Consider the following 20,070-nt stretch of genomic DNA (forward strand, 5'->3'; position numbering starts at 1 on the left):
TTCGGCGAATATCCATCCGCCGCTGCATGGTGTATGATCATCGTGTCCCGCATCCAGCATTTGCATCGGTGCGCCAAGCGCATCGACTCGGGCATGGAAATCCAACAGACCAAGGGTGAGCCATGAAGACCACTGTTTGCCTGGTCGTGACGTTGTGTGCGCTGATCGGCTGCGCACTGCCTCTGACTGCTGTCCCACCGGAAGCCGTCCCAAAGCAGGAGGCACCGAGTCGGATTGCCATCGACCGCTGGCTGCTGCTGGGTCCGGCTGCTGCACCGTTGCCGGTGTTCCACGACGAGACCGCCGGCGGCGTCAAGCTGGACGACCTGCTCAAGGCCACGGACTTCGATCGGTTGCCGGCCGATCCCGTCGAGGGTCTGACCGTCGTGTGTCCCGGCGGCGCGCCCCTCGCCTGGCAGAGCGTCGCGGCGGGCACCAACGGGCTGGTACTATTGCCCAAGCCCGGCCCGTCGGCGGCGTCACCGGCCGTGGCTTGGCTAGCCGCCTACATCAACGTCTCGCGCTGGGCGGAAATGGAAATCAGCGTGACCGGCACGCACCCCCGGCGATTCTGGCTCGACGGCGAACCCATGGCGTCCGGGACCAAACCATCCGACGACAATGCGGGCAAGGTGGCCGCAACAGCCAGGCTGACCCCGGGCCGGCACCTGCTGCTGATCAAAACGGTCATGGATCCGAACGCCGCCACGGAGTGGAGCGTGGGCGCGGCGTGCGCCGTCCCCGCGTCGATCGCGCCGGCCGTCCAGGCCGTCACCGATCCGATCCGGGCTGTGAGTATCGATGACATCCTCGGCTGGCCGGCCATCCAGTCCGTGGCCGTCTCGCCGGACGGTGCGCACGTGGCGCTGGGACTGCGTCGTCGCCTCCCCGGCGCGTCGTCCGACGAGTCCTGGCTGGAGCTGCGCCGCATTGCCGACGGACAGCTGGAACTCACCTGGCGCGGCGATCTGGACATCGGCCAGGTGCAGTGGGCGCCGGCGGGCCGGAAGCTGTCGTACGCGAGCACGGAACGCGACAAGGACAAACGCCTGACCACCGTCTGGCTCCTGGACCTGGACACTCAGGCGGCCACGCCGGTCCTGAACCGGCTGGAACACCTGGGCGCCTATCGCTGGCTCCCTGACGGCTCCGGTCTCGTCTTTGACGTCGAGCAGGAAGCCGAAAAGGGCAAGACCGGCATCAAGCGGGTGGAAGGCCTGATGGACCGCTGGTCCTATTACCGCGACAAGAGCGCGCTGTACCTGGCCGGGGTGCCCGGCGGGATGATCCGGCGGCTCACCGCCGGCGGCCTAACCGCTTCCCTCGAGGACATCTCCCCGGACAGCCGGCGGCTGCTGTTCACCCGGACCGTGGAAGACGTGAGCCGGCGGCCCTTCTCGCGGATCGAGCTGTGGGAGCTGGAGCTGGCTACGTCCGCCGCCCGCAAGCTGCGGGAATTTGGCTGGCTGAACGCAGCGTGCTACGCCCCGGACGGGCGGCGCCTGCTGGTGCATGCCGGACCGTCCGCCTTCGGCGCTGCAGGAGTGAATGTGCCAGCGGGTGTCATCCCCAACGAGAGCGACGGCGAACTCTACATCTGGGATCCGGCCGCCGACACCGTCACGCCCATCACCCGCGGGTTCCACCCGGCGGTGACCGGCGCCGCTTGGAGCCGCGCCGACGGCCGCATCTACCTGAGCGCCGAGGACGGCACCCGGGTACGGTTGTACCGCTACGATGAGAAGCTGCCGGGCTTCACACCCATTGCCCTGCCGGTGGACGTGGCCGAGCGCTTCGTCCTGGCTGACCGGGCACTCGCCGGCGTGGCCACGGGGACATCGCCGTGGCAGCCGCAGACCCTCGTCGCCCTGGACCTGAAGCAGGCCGCCGCCCGGACTCTGCATTGCCCGGCTCAGGAGGAGCTGGCCCTTGTCAGAACCGGCCGGGTGGAAGACTGGTCCTTTGAAATGGCTCCGGACCGGACCATCGACGGCTACATCGTCTTTCCCCCCGACTTCGATCCGGCGAAACAATATCCGGTGATCGTGAACTACTACGGCGGGACCAGCCCAATCAACCGGGCGTTCGGCACCCGCTACCCGAAGGAGTGGTGGGCCAGCCTCGGCTACCTGGTGTACGTCCCGCAACCGTCGGGCGCCACCGGCTACGGCCAGGAGTTCTCCGCCCGGCACGTGAACGACTGGGGCCTGACTTCGGCGCAGGAAATCATCGAGGGCACCCGCCGCTTTCTCGCGGCGCATCCGTTCGCCGATCCCAAGCGGGTGGGCTGCATCGGCGCCTCATACGGCGGATTCATGACCATGCGTCTGCTCACCCTGACGGACCAGTACGCGGCGGCGGTCTCCCACGCCGGCATCTCGCAGCTTGCCTCGTACTGGGGCGAGGGCTATTGGGGCTACTCCTACAGCGCCCTGGCCACCGCCGATTCCTTCCCCTGGAACCGGAAGGACATCTATGTGGAGCAGAGCCCCCTCTACCATGCCGACAAGGTGAAGACTCCGCTGCTCCTCACCCACGGCGCATCGGACACCAACGTCCCAGTGGGCGAGAGCGACGCCTTCTTCGTCGCCCTGAAGCTGCTCGGGGCGCCGGTGGAGTATCTCCAGGTGGAGGGGCAGGACCACTGGATCATGGAGCACGACAAACGCCGGCGCTGGTCGGAATCGATCATGGCGTGGTACGCCCGCTGGCTCAAGGACGAACCGGAGTGGTGGAACGCACTCTATCCCCCGCTCAAGTGACCGGTCGCCCGAACGCCGCGGTCAGCCGGAAGCGGGCGGCCGTCAGGTGCGCAGGTAGGACGCGCCGTTGATGTCGATGATGCCGCCGGTAAGGAACTCAGCGCCGGGTGTGGCCAGGAAGAGCACGGTCCGGGCCACCTCCTCGGGCCGGGCCACGCGGTTAAGCGGACTCTGGCCGCGAATCGCATCGCCGTCCGGACCGGCCAGGTAGTCGGCGCCCATGTCTGTCTCCACCCATCCGGGCGCCACCGCGTACACGAAGATGCCGTGGGGCGCCAACGCCTTGGCCAGCGACTGGCTCATGGCGTTGAGCCCCGCCTTGCTGGCGCCGTAGGCGGGCGCGTCCGGCTCCCCGCGGAAGGCGCCGCGCGACGACACGTTGATGATGCGCCCGCCGCCGTGTGCGGCCATGTGCCGAGCCGCGGCGTGGCAGAGGTTGGCCGGTCCGAAAAGGTTGGCCCCCAGGGTGTGCTGCCAGGCGTCCCGCCAGGAATCGTAGTTTGAGTCAAGCGGCGGGTGTTCCTGGAACACGCCGGCGTTGTTGACCAGCACCTGCAGCCCGCCCAGCCCCTGCACGGCCGCCTCCACTAGGGCCGGCGGCACCGCCGGGTCGGCGACGTCGCCCCCCAGCACGAGGTGCGGGCCGCCGGGGAGCGCGGCGGCCACCGCCTTGGCGGCGGCGTGGTTGCGGTGGTAGTGGACGGCGACGCGCGCGCCGGCCGTGGCCAGCGCCCGGGCGATGGCCTTGCCGATGCCCCGCGAAGCGCCGGTCACCAGCGCGGACTGCCCGGTGAGATCGAGCTGCATGTTACCCTCCAGCGGATGGTGTACCCCGACAGTCTACCGGAATAGCCGGTCAGGCGGCAAGTCCCTGCGTCCTGAGTCGTGACCGCCCATGGTGATCTGCGGGCACTGCGCGTTACGTACTCCAGGCGCGTTTTCGGCTGCGGTATGTTCCAATGACGACCGGCGAACGCCAAGCCCGCCACGAGATTCATACCTCCATCAATATTCCAATGGCACTTGCCGCCGGCGGCCGCACGCTTGCCGGGGTGCGACCGATTGCGTCACCGCGCGGTCCGGTTCATGTTCATGCGGTTTCGGTTTGCGATCCGCCGAGTTGCTCCAGACGCGACTGCAGCGCATCAAGGCGCTGGATCTCCGTCTCGATGGACTGGGTGCCCTGGGCCTGGATCGTCCGGGCCCGCTCCCAAGCGCGCTCGGCCGTGGTGACTGTCTCGCTCAAGATCGCGTGAATTTCCGCCTGCAGTTTTCGGCGGCTTTCCATGACCCGCTCCTCGAAATCTTTGGCGATGCGGTTTGCGTTGGCCAGGAGCATCAGGTCCTGGTATTCCCCCATCCGCCGCTCCAGCGCGAGGAATTTGCGATGCCGCGTCCGGATCAGATTCAGCAGCCATTCCATGACGGTCTGCTGGGTGTAGTTCATGAGCGACGTGTAATACAGGCCGCTGCTCACCCGGAAACCGATCTCCGGCCCCACGACCTGCGGCAGCGCGGCGAGCGCGGGATCGCCAGTCGTCGCCAGTTTGCCGAGAAAGTCGTTCGCCAGACTGACAAATCGCGCCATGGCCTCCACGTACAACGACTCAGCGGCGGGCTGAGCTTCGGCCAGCCACTGATCGAGCCAGCGCCGGGTGATGGTGTGCACGCATTGGACCGCCTGGTCGCGCGACACGGGACCGTGTTGACGGTCTTCCGCGCGCAGGGCGGCGCCGAGTTCCTGTCGACTCTCCGGCTGGGCCCGCCGTAGAAACGCGTCCTTCTGCTCGGCGAACAATCGACTGAGGCGATCCTGTTCGGCGGTGAACAGATATCCCAGGTCGTTCAGCGACACCGCGGCCTCGGCCACCAGTGCCTGCAACTGCTCCACCCGCAGTTGCGATGCCTCGACGGGACGAAACAGCGCGTCCCGCTGTTCCTGCAACACATGCCGCAGCCGGTGCGCCAGCATGGCGAAACCGCGTGCCTCCGCCTGCCGGACCAGTTCCCCCTTGGAATGCAGCGCCAGCCGGTGCAGCGCCGCCACCAGATCGGGCCAGCCCCGGAGCTCGCCGGCGCCGGCGAGCCGTTCCGCCGCGCTCACCTCGATGAGCGACGGAATGTCCCGTCCCAGCCGCTCGCGAAGGATGCGACTGGTGAACGCCGCCGCCGTCGCCCGGTCCGCATCGGTCTGCTTGTCGGCTTTGCCCAGGACGAAAATCAGCTCGGGACACTGCCGGGCGATCTCCTCGACCAGAACCAGCTCCGCGGCTGAAATCGGCGGATCCGTCCCCAGCACGACGAGCGCGGCGTCGATGTGGGGGACGAACGCCCGGGTGGCCTCGGTGTTGTCGATGAACACCGAGCCGATCCCCGGCGTGTCCACCAGGCACAGGCCGCTCTCGAGCAACGAATTCGGCGTGAGCACTTCGACCACCGCCACGCCCTTGCTGTTTTCCGGGTTTTTTTCCTCGGTGACGTATTCGGCAATCGCGTCGGGTTCGATGTCGGCCCACGAGCCGTCGGCGAACTGGACGCGGGCGGTGCGCGGCGTCCCGTACCGGAGGATGGTGACCACCACCGTCAGGGGGACGACGCCGACCGGCAGCACCCGTTCCCCCATCAGCGCGTTGAGCAGCGTGGACTTGCCCCGCTTGTACTGTCCCACACAGACCACGTAGAACCGGCCGGCCCGGACGCGCCCGGCCAGGGAGCGGGCGTCGGCGGCCATCGGTTCGCAGCCGGCCTCCATAGCCAGGCGCTGGAAGGTGTCGAGCCGGGAACCGTCGGATTGGTTGGCGCGTGATTCTGTCATGCTTCGTCCCGCCGCTCGATACGTATGGCGCGGCAGGAGTCATCAGCCCGGGAGGGCGGTTATGCGGGGGACTCCATCCCCAAATCAGACGGAGAAGCTACCATTGTTGCCGCTCGAAATCAAGGCGACTTTGACCGGCGCGATGAGTCCGGTCATCCGGCAATTCCATAACCTGATGGCATCCAGCCGCATCCATCTGGCCCGGTCATTCAGGATTCCGTCCGGTGACGACACCGGAGATCCGGCGAATGCGTGATTCGATCTCCTTCACCAGTGGATCGAGATACGCGGCCGCAGTCGGAGCCACCGGCCCGTACCGCTTCATGTAGCGGCTTTCCAGTTCAATGATCCATTGTCGCGCTACGGCGCATGTCGCCCAGATGATTTGGGGCACGCTTTGATGCGTCGGCTTCAGGTTCAACCGCTCCTCCATGTCGGACACGATCCGGTATAGTTCCCGAACTTCGCTCCGGATCGCCTGTTTCTGCTCCTCCGTGAGCGGATTGATCTCCCGGTACATTGGCGCTTCGTATGCCCGGCCATCCGCCCAATCCGAAAATTCACACAGATACTGGGCCAGTTTGCCCAGGGTCACCGCAAGCCCCCGCAGATGGTTCTCGGTCAGTCCCAGCGTGTCGTCAACCATCTCTTGCTCCTGCGTTGTCGAGATTCAGCTGCCGTCAACGATGATGCTCAGAGCGCTACCTGCCCGAACCGGAGCAATATACATCTGACGGATAAAATTGTATTGATCTTTCAGCCCCCCTGGAATGATAATTCACGCATACAGGGATGGAGTTCCCTAAAATTGCCTTCGGGCTGATAACTCCTACCAGCTTGATGGTGGGGTCATCGGACCGATTCTTCACCCACCTGTCCGGTGGGTGTTTGTTTGAAATCCGATGCCTTGAATTCGGTTTTCCAGGAGGCTGCCGATGCACACCGCAATTCGATCCGTCCAAGGCCGCGAGATTCTGGATTCCCGCGGCAATCCCACCGTCGAAGTCACCGTCGGGCTGGCCGGCGGAGCATGCGGCCGGGCCGCCGTTCCTTCCGGCGCATCGACAGGCGTCCATGAGGCCGTGGAGCTGCGGGACGACGACAAAACTCGCTTCGGCGGCAAAGGGACGTTGCAGGCCGTGGCCAACGTCAATACGACGATCGCCGCAGCCCTGGAAGGCCATGATGCGTTGGATCAAGCCGACATCGACCGACGGATGATCGACCTCGACGGCACGCCGAACAAGCAGCGACTGGGTGCCAACGCCATCCTGGGAGTCAGCCTCGCCGTGGCGCGCGCTGCCGCGGCCGCCTGCGGGCTGCCGCGCTACCGATACCTGGGTGGTGCACCGGCCCGGCTGTTGCCGGTCCCCATGTTCAACATCCTCAACGGCGGTGTTCACGCCAACTGGCAGGGTGCCGATTTCCAGGAATTCATGATTGCGCCGGTGGGCGCACCCAGTTTTCGGGAAGCGCTGCGCTGGGGCAGCGAGATTTACCACGCGTTGAAACGCGTGCTCAAGGAAGCCGGACACTCCACCGCCGTCGGCGATGAGGGCGGTTTCGCCCCCGCCCTGAAGCAGAACGCCGACGCTGTGGAGTTGATCCTGAAGGCCGTCGCCAAGGCCGGCTACCAACCGGGCCAACAGATCATGATCGCGCTGGATCCCGCTGCCAGCGGATTTTACGAAGACGGCGCGTATCACCTGCGCACGGAGAAGCGGAAGGCCTCCGCGGAGGAAATGGTCGCTGTATGGGCGAACTGGGTGGCCAAATACCCGATCGTGGTGCTTGAGGATGGTTTGGCCGAAGACGACTGGGCGGGCTGGAAGTTACTCAACGAGAAACTCGGGAATACCGTCGAACTCGTCGGCGACGATCTGTTCGTCACCAACGTGTCACGCATCAACCGGGGCATCCGGGAACAGGTGGCCAACGCCGTCCTGATCAAGCTGAACCAGATCGGCACGCTGACCGAGACCATCAACGCTATCCAAACCGCCCGCCAGGCCGGCTGGGGCGCGATGGTCTCCCACCGCAGCGGCGAAACGGTGGACAGCTTCATCGCCGATTTCACCGTTGCCATGGGTACCGGGCATCTAAAAACCGGCGCGCCCTGCCGCGGCGAGCGGGTGGAAAAATACAACCAGTTGCTCCGGATTGAAGAAGAACTGGGTGCCGCCGCCGTTTACGCCGGCCGCCAGGCGTTCGTGCGGTAATCCGACGCCCGGTCACCCGGAGCGGCGGAACGCTGCCATCGGGCTGGTATCCTGCTGGATGGGTCGCCGCCGCCATGGAATTCAAATGCTTTGTGGGCCGTGATCGGGAAATCCGTCACATCGAACAGGCGATCACCGGCGGAGTCAATGCGATCCTCAGCGGGCGGTTTGGAAACGGCCGGACGAGTCTGGCGCGGCAGATCGCCACCCGGCTGGCCGGACGCCATCCGTTTGTTTTTCTCGACGGACAGCATACTCCGGCCTTCCTCTGCCGCCAGATCTTGGCCGCACTCGATCCGCGGCCGGACGGCCCGGTCAGTTACAAGGCCGGGCGCGCGCTGCTCCGGCAGCTCGTGCAATCGGCCAACCCGCCGGCCGTGTTCGTTCTGGACAACATGTCCGGTTTGTCCGCGCCGAAGATCGAATTCCTGCGGCTGCTGGCCTGGGGACGCCACAACCGGTTCATCCTCATTGTGGAATCGTTTCTGCCATCGGCCGACCTAGCTCGGCTGCGATCCATGTTCACTCCGGTGACGGAAATTCGTCTCGGTTATCTTTCCCGGCGCAGTGCCAAGGAATTCTTTCGCCGGCACGCCGCCGCCCACCGGTTCGGTTGGAGCGAGGCGGATATCGACGCGCGGTCTCAGGCCGCGGGCGGCTATCCGCTGAACATGTGCGCCAGCGTCGAGATGGAACTGAACCGGCGGGCATCGCCGCCGCATTCCTGAGACAATCCGGCTACCGCACCTTCGACCACACGGCATGTGTATTGTGAATCTTCTTCATCACTTCATAGACCCGCCACCCGGAGTCTGTTAGACTGTTTGACCGGCCGCGGCCGAATTCGCGGCCGGGCCATCATCCGGTTTGGGGAGACGACATCATGGGCGAGCTGTTCGCCCTCACCTGCGCCATCATCTGGGCCTGCGCCGTGATCCTGCTGAAGCGTTCCGGCGAGACGGTCTCGCCGTTCGCGCTGAACTTCTATCGCGTGTCGGTGTCCAGCACGCTGCTGCTGGCCACCCTGCTATTCATGGGAGAGCCGCTATTCCGCGCCGACGTGTCGATGTCCGACTATCTCATCCTCATCCTGAGCGGCATCATCGCCATCGGGATCTCCGACACGCTGTTTCACATGAGCCTGAACATGGTGGGTGCGGGAATTTCGGCCATCGTGGACTGTCTCTACTCTCCCTTCACCGTGGGCCTGGCCTGGTTGCTGCTCGACGAGCGCCTCAGCGCACCCCAGCTCGTGGGCATGGCGCTGGTCCTGTCGGGCATGATCGCCGCCGCCGGCCACACGCCGGCGCCCGGCGCCTCCCGGCGCCAGATCATCCTCGGTGTGGTTTGGGGCGTGCTGGCGATGTTCACTCTGGCGCTGGGGATCGTCATCGCCAAGCCGGTGCTGGAACACACGCCGGTGATCTGGGCCACGACGGTGCGCCAGATCGGCTGCCTGGCGGCGCTGCTGCCCATCGCGTTGGTTTCGCCGAAGCGGCGGGAGCACCTCGCCGTGATCCGCCCCAACCGCGATTGGCGGTTCATGCTCCCCGGCGCCATCCTCGGCTCCTACCTGTCACTGATCTTCTGGATCGCCGGCATGAAGTACGTCGAAGTGGGCGTGGCGGCGATCCTCAACCAGTCCAGCACCATCTACGTGCTCATCCTGGCCGCGATGTTCCTGCGGGAGCCATTCACCCGCCGCAAGGCGCTCGCTTCGCTGGTGGCGCTGACGGGCATCCTGCTGGTCACCGTCGGTTGACACCGGAGGCCGCCGAATGAACCGCACGCGCTGGGTTCTCACCATCATCGCCGCGGGGGCGCTCGCGTCCGCCATCGTGATGCTGTCAGCCTACCCCGGCGGCGTCCAGCGGACGGGCCACCGTACCCGGACCGCCGACGGCGTCTCCGTCGCCTATGACTTGTACCGTCCGGCGGCCGGCGCCACATCCCCGCCGGTGGTCATCATCGGCCACGGCGTGGTGGTCAACAAGGAGATGATGGCATCGCTGGCGCTGGAGCTGGCCGCCGGCGGATGCACCGTGGCAGCCCTCGACTGGCGAGGCCACGGCGCCAGTGGCGGCCGCCTCGGCCAACGCGACGGGCTGGCCCGGGATCTGGCCGCCGTGGCCGCCGACCTGCCGCGGCGCGCACCGGAGTCTGACATGGACCGCCTCGCGCTGGTGGGATTCTCCATGGGCGGACCGCCCACCTTCCGTTTCGCCGCGGAGCGCGACGCCGTCCGGACCTGGGTGGGCCTCGGCACTTTCGCCCTGTCCGGCGTGGGCGGTCCGCAAAGCCCGCGCAATGTGCTGCTACTCATCGGCACCCTTGACGAGGCGTTCCGGCCGGAGCGCATCCGCGCGTCCTTGGACCATCTGCTGACCGAAGGTCCGGCCGAATACGACCGCCGGTACGGCTCGATCGCCGGCGGCACTGCCCGGGAGGTGATGCTGCTGCCGGGCGTGGACCACTTGATGATTCCGTACCACGGCGGCGTGCTCCGCCGGAGCCGGAACTGGATTCTCGAATCGTTCGGCCTGTCTACCGACGCGGACTTCGTGCTGGGTCCGCGACTGGGCTGGCTGGCGCTCGGACTCTTTGGATTGGCCGCTCTCATGTACACCGTGTCGGCGCTGCCCCTGTCCGGGTCGAAGCCCCCGGCCGCCGGCGCGCGGGCCCAATCCATCCCTGTCCGGACCATCGTCAGCCGCACGGCGATCAGCCTGCTGGGCTGGCCGGCGGCGCTGCTCTTCCTGCCGCTGGCGCTCACCGGACTGGCCTTCAGCGCCCTGGCCACCGCCATCCTGGGCAGTTGCGCCTTGAGCTTGGCGCTGGTCCTGCGGCGGCCCGCCCGCTCCGCCGGTCTCCCGCTGGGACGGTTGTTCGGTGAGGCCCTCGGCGGCGGCTGGACGGTGTGGCTGCACGCCGTGGTGCTGGCCGCGGTGCTGTGCGTCGGTTGCCTCCTGCTGCTGGGACGCCACTGGATTGGACTGCTGCCGGGCCCGGAGCGCTGGCTTTCCCTTCCGCTGTTTTTCGCGCCCCTGTTCGCCATCACCCTGTGGTTCGCCCTCTTCATCCAGAAGCTGGCGGGACCGTCGATCGCCGCGTGGCTGGGCCGCCGTTCCGGTCGCGCCCATCGGACCGGCGGGATGTGGCTGGCGGCGGGTTTGCTGTTCGGCTGGTTCGCCGCGCTGATTCTCGGCTCCGGCATGTTGCTGGGGAATTACTTTTTCGCCATGGACCTGTTCCCGCTGGCGCCCATGCTGGCGGGACTGGCCCTGATTGGCACCGCGTCGGAGCGGTCCACCGGTTCGGCGCTGCCCGCCGCGTTCGCCGGAGCGCTGCTCTGGACGCTGGCCATCGTCACCCTGTCACCAGCTGTGGATTTAAGCATATTCCTTTAACCGCGGTTTTCTCTTATCGTTGGGTCGAGGGTTGATAGTTGATAGTTGATGGTGGATGGGATATCAAGTGGATGCGTGGATCCTACTTACGATTTCCAATTTCCGATGTCCGAATTCCGATGTCCGAGCGGCGGTACCGGATATCCAATCGCTCAATCCAAAACAATTGCCGCGTTAGTACATGACATCTCCGGCAAGGAGTCATCGTTATGGCGGAACGCAGGGGTGAGAAAATCGGCTGGACGGGCGGCTGGTTGGGCGGTTTCATCTGGCTGGCCCTGCTGGCGGTGGTCTTCATGTTTCAGGGGCAATGGCTGGAAAGCATCATGGGGCTGGCACTGACGGGCGTCGCCGTGCTGGTGATCGTCTTCGGCGCCCCCTGGCGGCATCCCGCAACGCCCTACTGGAAGCTGATGCTGGCGCCTTATGCCGTGTTTTTCGTTTCTGTTGCTTGGGCATTCTGGGCGTTCGGATCCAAGGTTGATTTGGGCCTGTCATGGTGGCACCTGTTCTGGTTCGTGCCCATGCTGATCCCGCTGGGCACCGTGGGTGGGCGGAAGTGGAACGACTATGAACAGTAAACAGTAAGCAGTAAACAGCTTGCGGTAAACGGAGTGCGGGAGGCGTCCGGGGAGATTGAGATTGGTCAGGGGAAACGGACGGCCCAACCCATCGAGTGTCTAGAAATTGGGGGCATCCCATGGGTCACCCCATGAGACATCTCCAGGAAACATCCCACCTCAACGCAACCATCAACTATCAACCCATCAATCGTTTTCAAACTTGTGAACCAGTGAGCCTGAAACTTGTGAACGCGCGAATCGATGTCACCGGCTGACTGGCAGCATCGGGATCCATCCGTCCAGGTATGCTCTCAAGATGACCAAGTCGGTCACGGTGATCCGGCTGTCGCCGTCGAGATCGGCCATGTCCGGTGATGCGGCGAACGGCACATCTCCAGCCAGCAGGGATCCGGTCAGGTAGTCCGCCATGATCTGCGCGTCGAAGAGCGCGACCTCGCCGTCCAGGTCCAGGTCGCCGTAGCCGTTGTAGGGCGGTGCCGACGGGTCCAGCACCGCCAGCGTCGCCGAGCGCGCCGGCAGCTCCAGCGCCAGTACTCCGCCCGGCGCCGCCGCAGTCCCGGCCGGTCCCAACCGGTGCATGGCGTCGAAGCGGTACAGTGCGACCGCGTACGAATCGCCGCCGGCCACGCTGACCGCCGCTGTGTGCGGCACCGTGTCCTTGTTGAAAAGGAACACGTAGAGCCGCCCGTCGCCGCGCACCTGCGCGTAGGCGCCCACCTGGTCCACGTTGCCGCTTACGGCCCGGACCGATTCGCCCGTCACCTGCGCGCCGGCGCCGTCGTAATCCAGGTAGAGGCGGAAGGCGTCCTCCACCAAAGTGTCCGCGTCCGGCGCCACCCAGCGCGTGGCCAGGTCCACGCCCTCACGGGCGAATACGGACAGCACCTCCGCCTGGGCCAGGGCGTTGCTGGGTGAGTCATCGTTCGTTCCCCACGAATACTCGGTGATTGCCAGTTTCACCGCCGGCGCGCGCGCGGCGATCCACTCCTTCATCCGCGGGATGAGGCGGACCGCCTGGCCGATCCACGACTCGTCGACGTATGTCGGGTCGTACAGGCTTTTGACGGAGCGGAGCCGCTGCGCCGCGACTGCTTCGTTCGCCGAGTAAATTCCGCCCTGCGGGTAGTAGTGGATGTCCAGGTAGTCCACGAGCCGGATCCCATGCGCCTGTTCGTACGCCGTCACCTGCTGGAGATACCATTCGAGGAACGGCAGTCCGCCGTGGGCTTGGCGATCGGGCCCGTCGGGGCAGCCGTCGGCGGCCGACGTGAAATACGCGCACCAGCCCCAGACCACCGGCCCCAGCACCGCGGCGGACGGGTCCGCCGCCTTGACCGCCGTGGCGTAATCCACGGTGCGCTGCCAGACCTCGTCATAGGTGGCTGGCACCGGGTGGACGTCGCGGTGGGTGCTGTTCCAGAGCATGGGCTCGTTGTCCAAGGCGTAGAACCGGATCCCGCCCTCGGCCGCGGTGCCGTTCCGGGCCACGAGGTGGTCGATCCAGTCGGCGACGAAATCGGGGCCGATGGCGACGGAGGTGTCCGCCGGATCGTTGCCCGTGACGTCGGCCCCGCCCACGAGGACGCCGTTGCCGGCATCGGCGCGACACCAATCGGGATAGCCGGAGGCGCTGCATTCGGTCTCGGTCTGGGCGCCGTACTTCTGCACCGAGAAGCCCCAGCGAACCGAGCGGTCCCGGGGCGTCCAGCCGATGAGGGTCACCGTCAGGAGCACCTCGCGGCCGGCGTCCAGAGTTTCGTCGACGAACAAATCGGCGGATGAATCATCGGGCAGCCGCTCCGGGTGCGGGTTGTCTTCGGGGATGTTCAGGAAGAACCAGTCCATGGCCCGGTTGCTCGTATCGGCGAGCCACGAGTAGCGTGTGGTGTGGTTGCCGCCCCAGCGGCGCACCGTGAAGCCGGGTGCATCGAGCTGGGCGGCGTCGCCGAAGCTGACGCCATAGATCAGCGGGGAGACGGGCCGGCGGTCGGCAGCCGGATTGACGCTGACGGCCACGGTCGTGGGTTCGGGGGGCGGGCCGGTGCGCTCGGCGACGAGGATGTCGTCGACGTACACCGTCGCCTGATCGCCACCGGACCGGTCCTGCAGGCAGAAGCCGTTCATCACGCCGGCCGCCAGACCCAGCTCCGCGAACGGCACCCGCACGTGCACCCACTGCCCGCCCGGCAAGGCGCCGCCCGGCAGGTAATTGGCCAGGGGCGCCGAGCCCGCCAGCGACGTGCCGGTGTAGAGGGCCACGGTGAGAGCCTGGCCGCCGGCGGCGCCGCCGTGGACCCAGAAGTCGAACGCTTCATATGCGTCGGTGGTCAGACCGGCGTCCACGTGGAAGTAGATGCCCGCCCAACCGTCGGGCTCGAACGAGACGGCCGCGCCGCCGGCGTGGACCACCGCCGACTGGGTCAGGCTGCGCGTGGCCCAACTCCAGTCCTGGAAGCCGTTGCGAAGCTGGTCGTCGTACATGACCCTGTCCGCAGCATGCACGGTCGATGGCGCGACGAAACAAAGGATCAGGCCGCAAGTACCGATCATACTGAGCCAAAATGCCTTGCAGTGTTCGTCTCGATGCATCATGGGCCTTCCTTCTTTGAATAGTTGCGGGGGTGACAATTCCGGCAGCAGTCGCTGAAAATCTGCTTAATTCAGTAGTCAACTGAATTATCGCATATGTGTGATATTTATGTCACACATAGACAATATTTCGCGATTTATATCAGGATAGCGGATTCAAAAGAACAATCCCTTCCTCAACCGTCAGTCCAGCCGCCACTTGCTGCGGGTGTAAGCGACGCGGAAACCGTGGCACCCGGCGTTGCGTTGGGAGGCGCCGCCCGGAGCAGCACCCATCATGGCGATGGCACAGCCCTGCGCCGCCGCCGCACGCAGGCGCGCCCGCGCCTCCACGAACCGGGCGCTGGCTGTCCCCTCCGTCCGCTCGAGGCGCCGGGCCAGCTCGTCGTCAATGACGGGATATTCCATCGAGTGATCCCGCACCGCTGTCATTTTCTCGCCTGACCTCATCCAGAGTGCTGATCCCTTGCCGCGCGTTTCACCAGTTTGCGCCCATCGTCCGGATTCGGTCACGCCACTCCGCAGGCGCCGCTGCCGCCAGAGCGTCCACCACGCGCGCCTTGCCTGCGGCGGTGGGCGGTTCCTGGACGGTGAGTGAGACGGCCTGCCCTTTCAACACCAGCACCCGCTGCAGCTTCCGGGGCACGGGCACCCCGGCCTTCACCGTCGCGAGATAGCGCGCTTCGAATGCCAGCCCCGTGAGGTCGTCCCACGCCAGGCGGAGCCGGCCGCCCACGCCGGCCGGGGCCACGTCCGCCGCGGTCACCTCCAGCCGCTGGGCGGTGAGGATTGTCAGCACGATGGCCATCACCGGAATACCCACGGCCATACCGGCGATTCCCACGAACCGCATAACCGGCCCCAGCATCGGCTGGTACCCCCACCAGCCCGACAGGGCGGCATCGATGGCGCCGTATCCCACCGGCAGGGCGGCCGCGAGGAAGAGAACGTCCCATAAGGCCGCCACACCCCGCGGCACCACCGGGATGCTCCGGCCGGGTCGGTACAGCCACAGCATCAGCGCCAGCCCGACTATCGCGAGGATGGCGGCCGCCGCGTAGCGTTTTGATCCCAACCTCTGGGCCGGCACCATCTGCTCGCCCACCGCGCCGGCCACCAGCATGGCTTGGTATACCCGGCCTGCATAATTGAAAGAGGCATCGGGCGACAGCTTGGCGGCGGCGGCGAAACGACGCCACTCGGCGCCGTCCAGGGCGGTCATCTCCTGCACCACCCAGGCCGCCGTGCCCTCCAACGCCGCGGCGCCGGCTGCCAGTTGTTCGCGGATCGCCGGGAACGGCTGCAGCGTTGATGCGTCCAACGGCTGCGCCTCAGCCGAACCCGACGGGGGCGCTTCACCCAAGAAGCGCACGTGCACCACGAAGCGATCCGCGGGCGGTTGGAGCGCTTCCATTTCGAACCGGAGGAGCCGCACGCCCACCCGAGCGCAGAACGTCGTCGCGACGCCCGGGTCAGGAGTGACCTGCCGCCGCAGCGCAGCCCACTCCGCGGCTGTCAGAATGAGGTCGCGTTCGCCCGGCCCGCTCCAGTCCATGGCGGTGAGGAAGGTTCGGAACGCGTGTCCCTCGGATAGGCCCTCGTGGGCCAGCTCCGCAGCCGCCTCGCCACACGCCGGGCCCACCGCCGCCGCGTAGCGGTCCATGTCCACGGTGGTGAGCAAGACGTTTTCCACCGGCTGGCGCACCACCCGGGCGGAGGGATCCGGAAAGACCAGCAGGGCGAGCCCCGTCGCCAGGGCCGCGATACCCAGGCTCCGGCACAGCACACTCAGCATGCGCACCTCCCGACGCGTGAGAGTGGACCGCCATGCAGGCGGCCGTTCCGCCCCATACCAGGCTCTAGCGCACCGGCTCGTCCAGCAGGGCGGCCGCCTCGGCGGCGATCTCGTCGGCATTCAGCGCCCTGGCAAACAGTCGCACCTCGTCGACGACGCCGCGGAAGAACTGGCTCTTGCCGTTGTCCATGGCGCCCACCAGCGTCCGCATGGTCCCCGTCGGATACCCCACGGCCTCAGGTGCCGAGGCGACGGCCACCCGGGCGCCATCCACCCAGAGTTCCAGCGTCCCCTCCTCGGCCCGGTGGACGCCGCAGAAGACGTGGTATTCGTCCAACTCCAGATCGGCCAGCGGCCACGTCACCTGGACGGTCCTGGGAAAGTCGCGCCGGAACACGAGCTGCGAGCCGGCGATGGACAGGGCGTACGGGTCTTTCCCGCCCTGCTCGTCGCCGCGCCAGACCATCATGTAGAGGTCCGCGTCCAGGACCGCTGCGGGCACGCGGGCCAGCACCATGACCGTCAGGGCGCCCCGGATATCCAGCGCCGGGTCGGGATCCATGAGGATCCAATCGTTGCGGCCGTCGAAGGAGACGCCGCGGCCGCGGCGCGCGTTCACACGCTCCGGGTTCCCCTGCAGGATGCCGCGGATTCCGGCCGGGCCCTCGCCCCGGGTGATCACGCCGGTCACCTCGTCCAGGCCCAGCGCCAGCACCCGCCCGGGGAGCGCCACGGAAGGCTCGGGCCGCGGCGCCGGCGACCGATTGTCCGTTGGCGGCGTGCCGGTGCGTCCGTCATCCGGAGTCGGTACGGACGGCACGCCCGCCCCCCCGTCCGGTCTCGGCGGGCGCGCCACCGGTCCGCCAGGCAGAGGCGCGCTCGCTCTCGAATCCGGCCACAGCGGTCGTCCCGTCGGCTCGCCGGCGGTTGACGTTCCCGGGGTGGCGGAAACCGCCGCCGGCGCCGCGCCGAGAATCCGCCGGGTCAGCGCCGCCGGGTCCTCCGCGGTTGCCGGGTGAATCCGTCCCGCCGGATCCACCCGGCGGGCCTGCCCTTCGACCAGGCGCTCTTGCCCCGCGGCGGCTGTCACCTCGACGTCGCCCCGCAGCACCTGGACCGTCACGCCGCCATCGTCGGCTACGCTGAGAGTGAACCGGGTGCCCCGCGGAGTAAAGGTGACCCCACCAACCGACACCGTCACCCCGCCGTCCACGATAGCCGAACCGCTGGTGATCTCGGCACGGGTGGCGGATTGAACCCGCACGCCAATTCCCGGCGAGCCGAAGATGCGATGGATCGTGTCCGGGCCGAAGCCGAAGTTCACCGCCAGGTGATCGTTGTCGGATGTGAGGAGGTCGCCATACGCGGCGACGCCCGCGTCGAGTTTCCCGCCCGCCCGGATGCTACCCTTGAGCCACGTCACCTCGGGCGGCGGCTTGGGTCCCACCACCCGGAACTTTTCCAATGACGCGTAGATGGCGTTGTAGGTGGTACTGTCCACCCAGGTCCCGATGCCCGGGTTGACACCGGCTTCTCCCATGAAATTGATCCAATAAGGTATTGCCGGATTGAAGAACGTATCGGTGCGGCCGTCGAATGCGTTGCGGATCTTGATGAATTTCCCGATTCTTTCATCACCCTTCAAACTCTCCCAGAGGCCGGCGTATTCGTCATTCCGGGTAAAGGTGTGTCCAATCTCATGGGCCACGTTGACGCTGTTCTCGTCGCAGTTGAGCACGGTGCGGTCCCAAAAGCTGTGGGCACCATGAATTTTTTCACCGAACCAGGCATAGACCCCGCACGGGTAGATCCCCACGGCGAAATCGGCAGGATCGTCCGGATGCTTGAGGTTGTAGCTCTGGCGGATCCCATCGACCATCGCAAAATCGTCATACATCGTGGAGTAGAAGCCGTAGGTATCGACCACACGCTGGACGGCAGCGGCGGTGGCCGCGTCCTCAAGGTAGCAATCGGTCACCTCGGCCACCGGAAAAACAACCTCCAGAAATTCTGCAGCTTGTCGTCCGATCGCCCGAACAGCCTCCGGCTTGACTGGATTGTAGGGCGCCGGTGTGAAAAGAATGTTCAGCCGCCGCGGTGTCTTCCATTCGGTTGCAGCAAGACCGTGCGTCGTGGTGTTGACCTCCGTGCCGCCCACGGGCGTAATCTCGAGGCGGACTGTGTGCCGGCCCGGCGGCACCGCATCCGCCGGGATCACCAGGTTGGCCGAGTTTTGCAACGCGTCGATCTCCTGGTTCGTGAAAAACGGCTTCAGCGTGAACCGACCCGTGACTGCGGGAGTGGCGCCTGCATCGACAAACACCTGCACGTCGCACGGCAGCTCGCCGAGCAGGTCGAAGGGGATCTCCGACTCCAGCCGGATGCGCAGGCCGGTCTTGCGCCGCCCCACGAGGACGCCGTCCTCGATGGCCTGCAGCAGCAACGTGTCCAGCACCCGCAGGGGGGCCAGCCGGAGGGGACACGTCTGGCGGGCGACGCCCAGCACCTTGGCGCCGCCCGGGTCGCGCGGCAGCACCTCTGCCCGGATCCGGAGCTGCCACGGGATGTGCTTGAGGTCGTACCGCCCCTCGAACAGGCCGGAGTAGATGGCGTCCTGGGGCCGGATGATGCGCATCGTGGTGCGGAAGGCGCCCCGTGCGTCCAGCCGCCCCTGGGCCAGCCGGGCGCCGTCGACGCCGAATGACACGAACGCGTAGCGCGCCTCCCGGCCGTCGGCGTCCTCCAGGCTGACGCGGATCACGTGGTCCTCGAGGGACCGGCCGTCGGCCGCCCGCGCCTGCACCGTGACCGCAGCATCCCCGGGCACGGGCAGCGGACACTCCGCCACGGCGAGTTCCACGGTGACGGGTGTGTCCGCCGGCCGAAGTGTGAAATCCTTTTGCGCGGTGAAGGGTCGGCTCCCCCGATCCGTCGCAGTCAGGCGGTAGGCGCCCTGGGCGTCGGTAGCGGCCGTGACGCCGTACCGGGTGAGGCGCACCTGAGCGCCTGTGATAGGGGAGCCGTCCGTGCCCCGCACCGTGCCGGTGACGGTGATCGACGACGGCAAGGCATCGGCGGCCACCGCGGCGTCCGCGGTCAGCCAGCCGGGCGCTTGGGCCTTCAGCGCCAGCGCCACCGGTCCCGCCGCCGGCGGCGGCGCCGCGCCGCCACAGAGGAAGCCCTCGTTGGTGAGCTCCCGCTGGAGCACCGCCGCCTCGGCATCCACGCCGTACACCCCGCCGGACAGTCGGTAGAGCGCGCCGAATTCCGCCATGACGTTTCCCTGAACCCAGTAGCGGTATTCGAACCGCGGCGGGTCCGGATCTGCGGTCCATGAATGATCGGTCAACAGGGAATAGTAGCCGGGGCAGCCCTGGAAGTCGCCCGCCCGGATCTCCCCCTTCATTCCCATCCAGCCCTTGCCTTGGGCGCGGAGCCGCTCCTGGCGGAAGCGATGGATCGCGTGCAGACGCTCTTCCGCGTCAGCCGCCGTTTGAAACAAGCTGAGCCCGATGACCATCTGCGTGGGACCGCGGCTGGAGACGCACACCGCAGAGTACCCGGATTCCGGATGTCGCGCAAGATTCGGCGGGATCTGGCCCATCCGCTGCATCTCGGACCAGTAGTCGGCCGTCGGGGCCGGGTTGTCGCCCATCTTTTCAACTTTGTAATCCAGCTTCCGCACCGCCGTGGACAAGGCGGCGCCGGCGTTCTGCGTCCCGCCTCCCGCCTGGGCCGGCGCCACCGCCAGCGCCAGCGCCATCATCACACTCACAGCCAGCAGCCGGATCGAGCCGCTCATGGGATTGCCCTCCTGCGTCTTCGCAGTCCACCGCCGGGTTTGCGCCCAGCATCGGCCACAGCCGGTCACCTCACGCCGCCGTCCGGTGAAGAATGCG

The 20,070-nt window shown here is 66.8% G+C and carries 13 protein-coding genes; 6 read left to right on the forward strand and 7 right to left on the reverse strand.

Annotation, left to right across the window (positions count from 1 at the left end; translation table 11 throughout):
* Positions 1 to 122 precede the first annotated feature (122 nt).
* Positions 123 to 2,762, forward strand: coding sequence for a S9 family peptidase (locus tag GX414_08150; GenBank protein ID NLI47064.1), 2,640 nt, complete (start codon positions 123 to 125; stop codon positions 2,760 to 2,762).
* A 42-nt stretch (positions 2,763 to 2,804) separates the two neighbouring features.
* On the opposite strand, the gene GX414_08155 is transcribed toward GX414_08150, so the two are convergent.
* From GX414_08155 to GX414_08165, 3 genes are all read right to left on the reverse strand, one after another.
* A complete protein-coding gene (locus GX414_08155; protein ID NLI47065.1) occupies positions 2,805 to 3,569 on the reverse strand; it encodes an SDR family oxidoreductase in 765 nt (254 codons plus the stop codon).
* Positions 3,570 to 3,852: 283 nt separating this feature from the next.
* Positions 3,853 to 5,577 (reverse strand): hypothetical protein, encoded by a 1,725-nt coding sequence (locus tag GX414_08160; GenBank protein NLI47066.1) that lies wholly within the window; start codon positions 5,575 to 5,577, stop codon positions 3,853 to 3,855.
* A 205-nt stretch (positions 5,578 to 5,782) separates the two neighbouring features.
* Positions 5,783 to 6,223: a hypothetical protein gene (locus GX414_08165; protein ID NLI47067.1), complete on the reverse strand. Its 441-nt coding sequence runs from the start codon at positions 6,221 to 6,223 to the stop codon at positions 5,783 to 5,785.
* Between the two features lie 289 nt (positions 6,224 to 6,512).
* Between GX414_08165 and eno the strand changes: the two genes are divergently transcribed.
* The 5 genes from eno to GX414_08190 all read left to right on the forward strand — a co-directional run bounded on the left by eno (position 6,513) and on the right by GX414_08190 (position 11,784).
* Entirely contained in the window at positions 6,513 to 7,796 is a 1,284-nt protein-coding gene (gene eno / locus GX414_08170; GenBank protein NLI47068.1) for a phosphopyruvate hydratase, read from the forward strand.
* Positions 7,797 to 7,870: 74 nt separating this feature from the next.
* Entirely contained in the window at positions 7,871 to 8,524 is a 654-nt protein-coding gene (locus tag GX414_08175; protein ID NLI47069.1) for an ATP-binding protein, read from the forward strand.
* A 155-nt stretch (positions 8,525 to 8,679) separates the two neighbouring features.
* A complete protein-coding gene (locus tag GX414_08180; GenBank protein ID NLI47070.1) occupies positions 8,680 to 9,558 on the forward strand; it encodes a DMT family transporter in 879 nt (292 codons plus the stop codon).
* A 16-nt stretch (positions 9,559 to 9,574) separates the two neighbouring features.
* Positions 9,575 to 11,203 carry a lysophospholipase gene (locus GX414_08185; GenBank protein NLI47071.1) on the forward strand — a complete coding sequence of 543 codons (1,629 nt, stop codon included), beginning with the start codon at positions 9,575 to 9,577 and terminating at the stop codon, positions 11,201 to 11,203.
* Positions 11,204 to 11,412: 209 nt separating this feature from the next.
* On the forward strand, positions 11,413 to 11,784 hold the full coding sequence (locus tag GX414_08190) for a hypothetical protein (protein ID NLI47072.1): 372 nt from the start codon (positions 11,413 to 11,415) through the stop codon (positions 11,782 to 11,784).
* Positions 11,785 to 12,030: 246 nt separating this feature from the next.
* Here GX414_08190 and GX414_08195 read toward each other — a convergent pair whose 3' ends face one another.
* The 4 genes from GX414_08195 to GX414_08210 form a co-directional block, all read right to left on the reverse strand.
* Positions 12,031 to 14,268 (reverse strand): hypothetical protein, encoded by a 2,238-nt coding sequence (locus GX414_08195; protein NLI47073.1) that lies wholly within the window; start codon positions 14,266 to 14,268, stop codon positions 12,031 to 12,033.
* 291 nt (positions 14,269 to 14,559) lie between these two features.
* Positions 14,560 to 14,784, reverse strand: coding sequence for a hypothetical protein (locus GX414_08200; GenBank protein NLI47074.1), 225 nt, complete (start codon positions 14,782 to 14,784; stop codon positions 14,560 to 14,562).
* 70 nt (positions 14,785 to 14,854) lie between these two features.
* A complete protein-coding gene (locus GX414_08205; protein NLI47075.1) occupies positions 14,855 to 16,171 on the reverse strand; it encodes a hypothetical protein in 1,317 nt (438 codons plus the stop codon).
* A 64-nt stretch (positions 16,172 to 16,235) separates the two neighbouring features.
* Positions 16,236 to 19,973, reverse strand: coding sequence for a hypothetical protein (locus tag GX414_08210; protein NLI47076.1), 3,738 nt, complete (start codon positions 19,971 to 19,973; stop codon positions 16,236 to 16,238).
* Positions 19,974 to 20,070 lie beyond the last annotated feature (97 nt).

This window comes from Acidobacteriota bacterium (genome assembly GCA_012517875.1).
Lineage (GTDB): Bacteria > Acidobacteriota > JAAYUB01 > JAAYUB01 > JAAYUB01 > JAAYUB01.

What these genes read in the sequence shown, in the direction of transcription:
- GX414_08190 (NLI47072.1), top strand. Translation starts at nt 11,413, where the DNA reads ATGGCGGAACGCAGGGGTGAGAAAATCGGCTGGACGGGCGGCTGGTTG.
- GX414_08155 (NLI47065.1), bottom strand. Translation starts at nt 3,569, where the DNA reads ATGCAGCTCGATCTCACCGGGCAGTCCGCGCTGGTGACCGGCGCTTCG.
- GX414_08195 (NLI47073.1), bottom strand. Translation starts at nt 14,268, where the DNA reads ATGTACGACGACCAGCTTCGCAACGGCTTCCAGGACTGGAGTTGGGCC.
- GX414_08200 (NLI47074.1), bottom strand. Translation starts at nt 14,784, where the DNA reads ATGGAATATCCCGTCATTGACGACGAGCTGGCCCGGCGCCTCGAGCGG.
- GX414_08185 (NLI47071.1), top strand. Translation starts at nt 9,575, where the DNA reads ATGAACCGCACGCGCTGGGTTCTCACCATCATCGCCGCGGGGGCGCTC.
- eno (NLI47068.1), top strand. Translation starts at nt 6,513, where the DNA reads ATGCACACCGCAATTCGATCCGTCCAAGGCCGCGAGATTCTGGATTCC.
- GX414_08160 (NLI47066.1), bottom strand. Translation starts at nt 5,577, where the DNA reads ATGACAGAATCACGCGCCAACCAATCCGACGGTTCCCGGCTCGACACC.
- GX414_08150 (NLI47064.1), top strand. Translation starts at nt 123, where the DNA reads ATGAAGACCACTGTTTGCCTGGTCGTGACGTTGTGTGCGCTGATCGGC.
- GX414_08205 (NLI47075.1), bottom strand. Translation starts at nt 16,171, where the DNA reads ATGCTGAGTGTGCTGTGCCGGAGCCTGGGTATCGCGGCCCTGGCGACG.
- GX414_08175 (NLI47069.1), top strand. Translation starts at nt 7,871, where the DNA reads ATGGAATTCAAATGCTTTGTGGGCCGTGATCGGGAAATCCGTCACATC.
- GX414_08180 (NLI47070.1), top strand. Translation starts at nt 8,680, where the DNA reads ATGGGCGAGCTGTTCGCCCTCACCTGCGCCATCATCTGGGCCTGCGCC.
- GX414_08210 (NLI47076.1), bottom strand. Translation starts at nt 19,973, where the DNA reads ATGAGCGGCTCGATCCGGCTGCTGGCTGTGAGTGTGATGATGGCGCTG.
- GX414_08165 (NLI47067.1), bottom strand. Translation starts at nt 6,223, where the DNA reads ATGGTTGACGACACGCTGGGACTGACCGAGAACCATCTGCGGGGGCTT.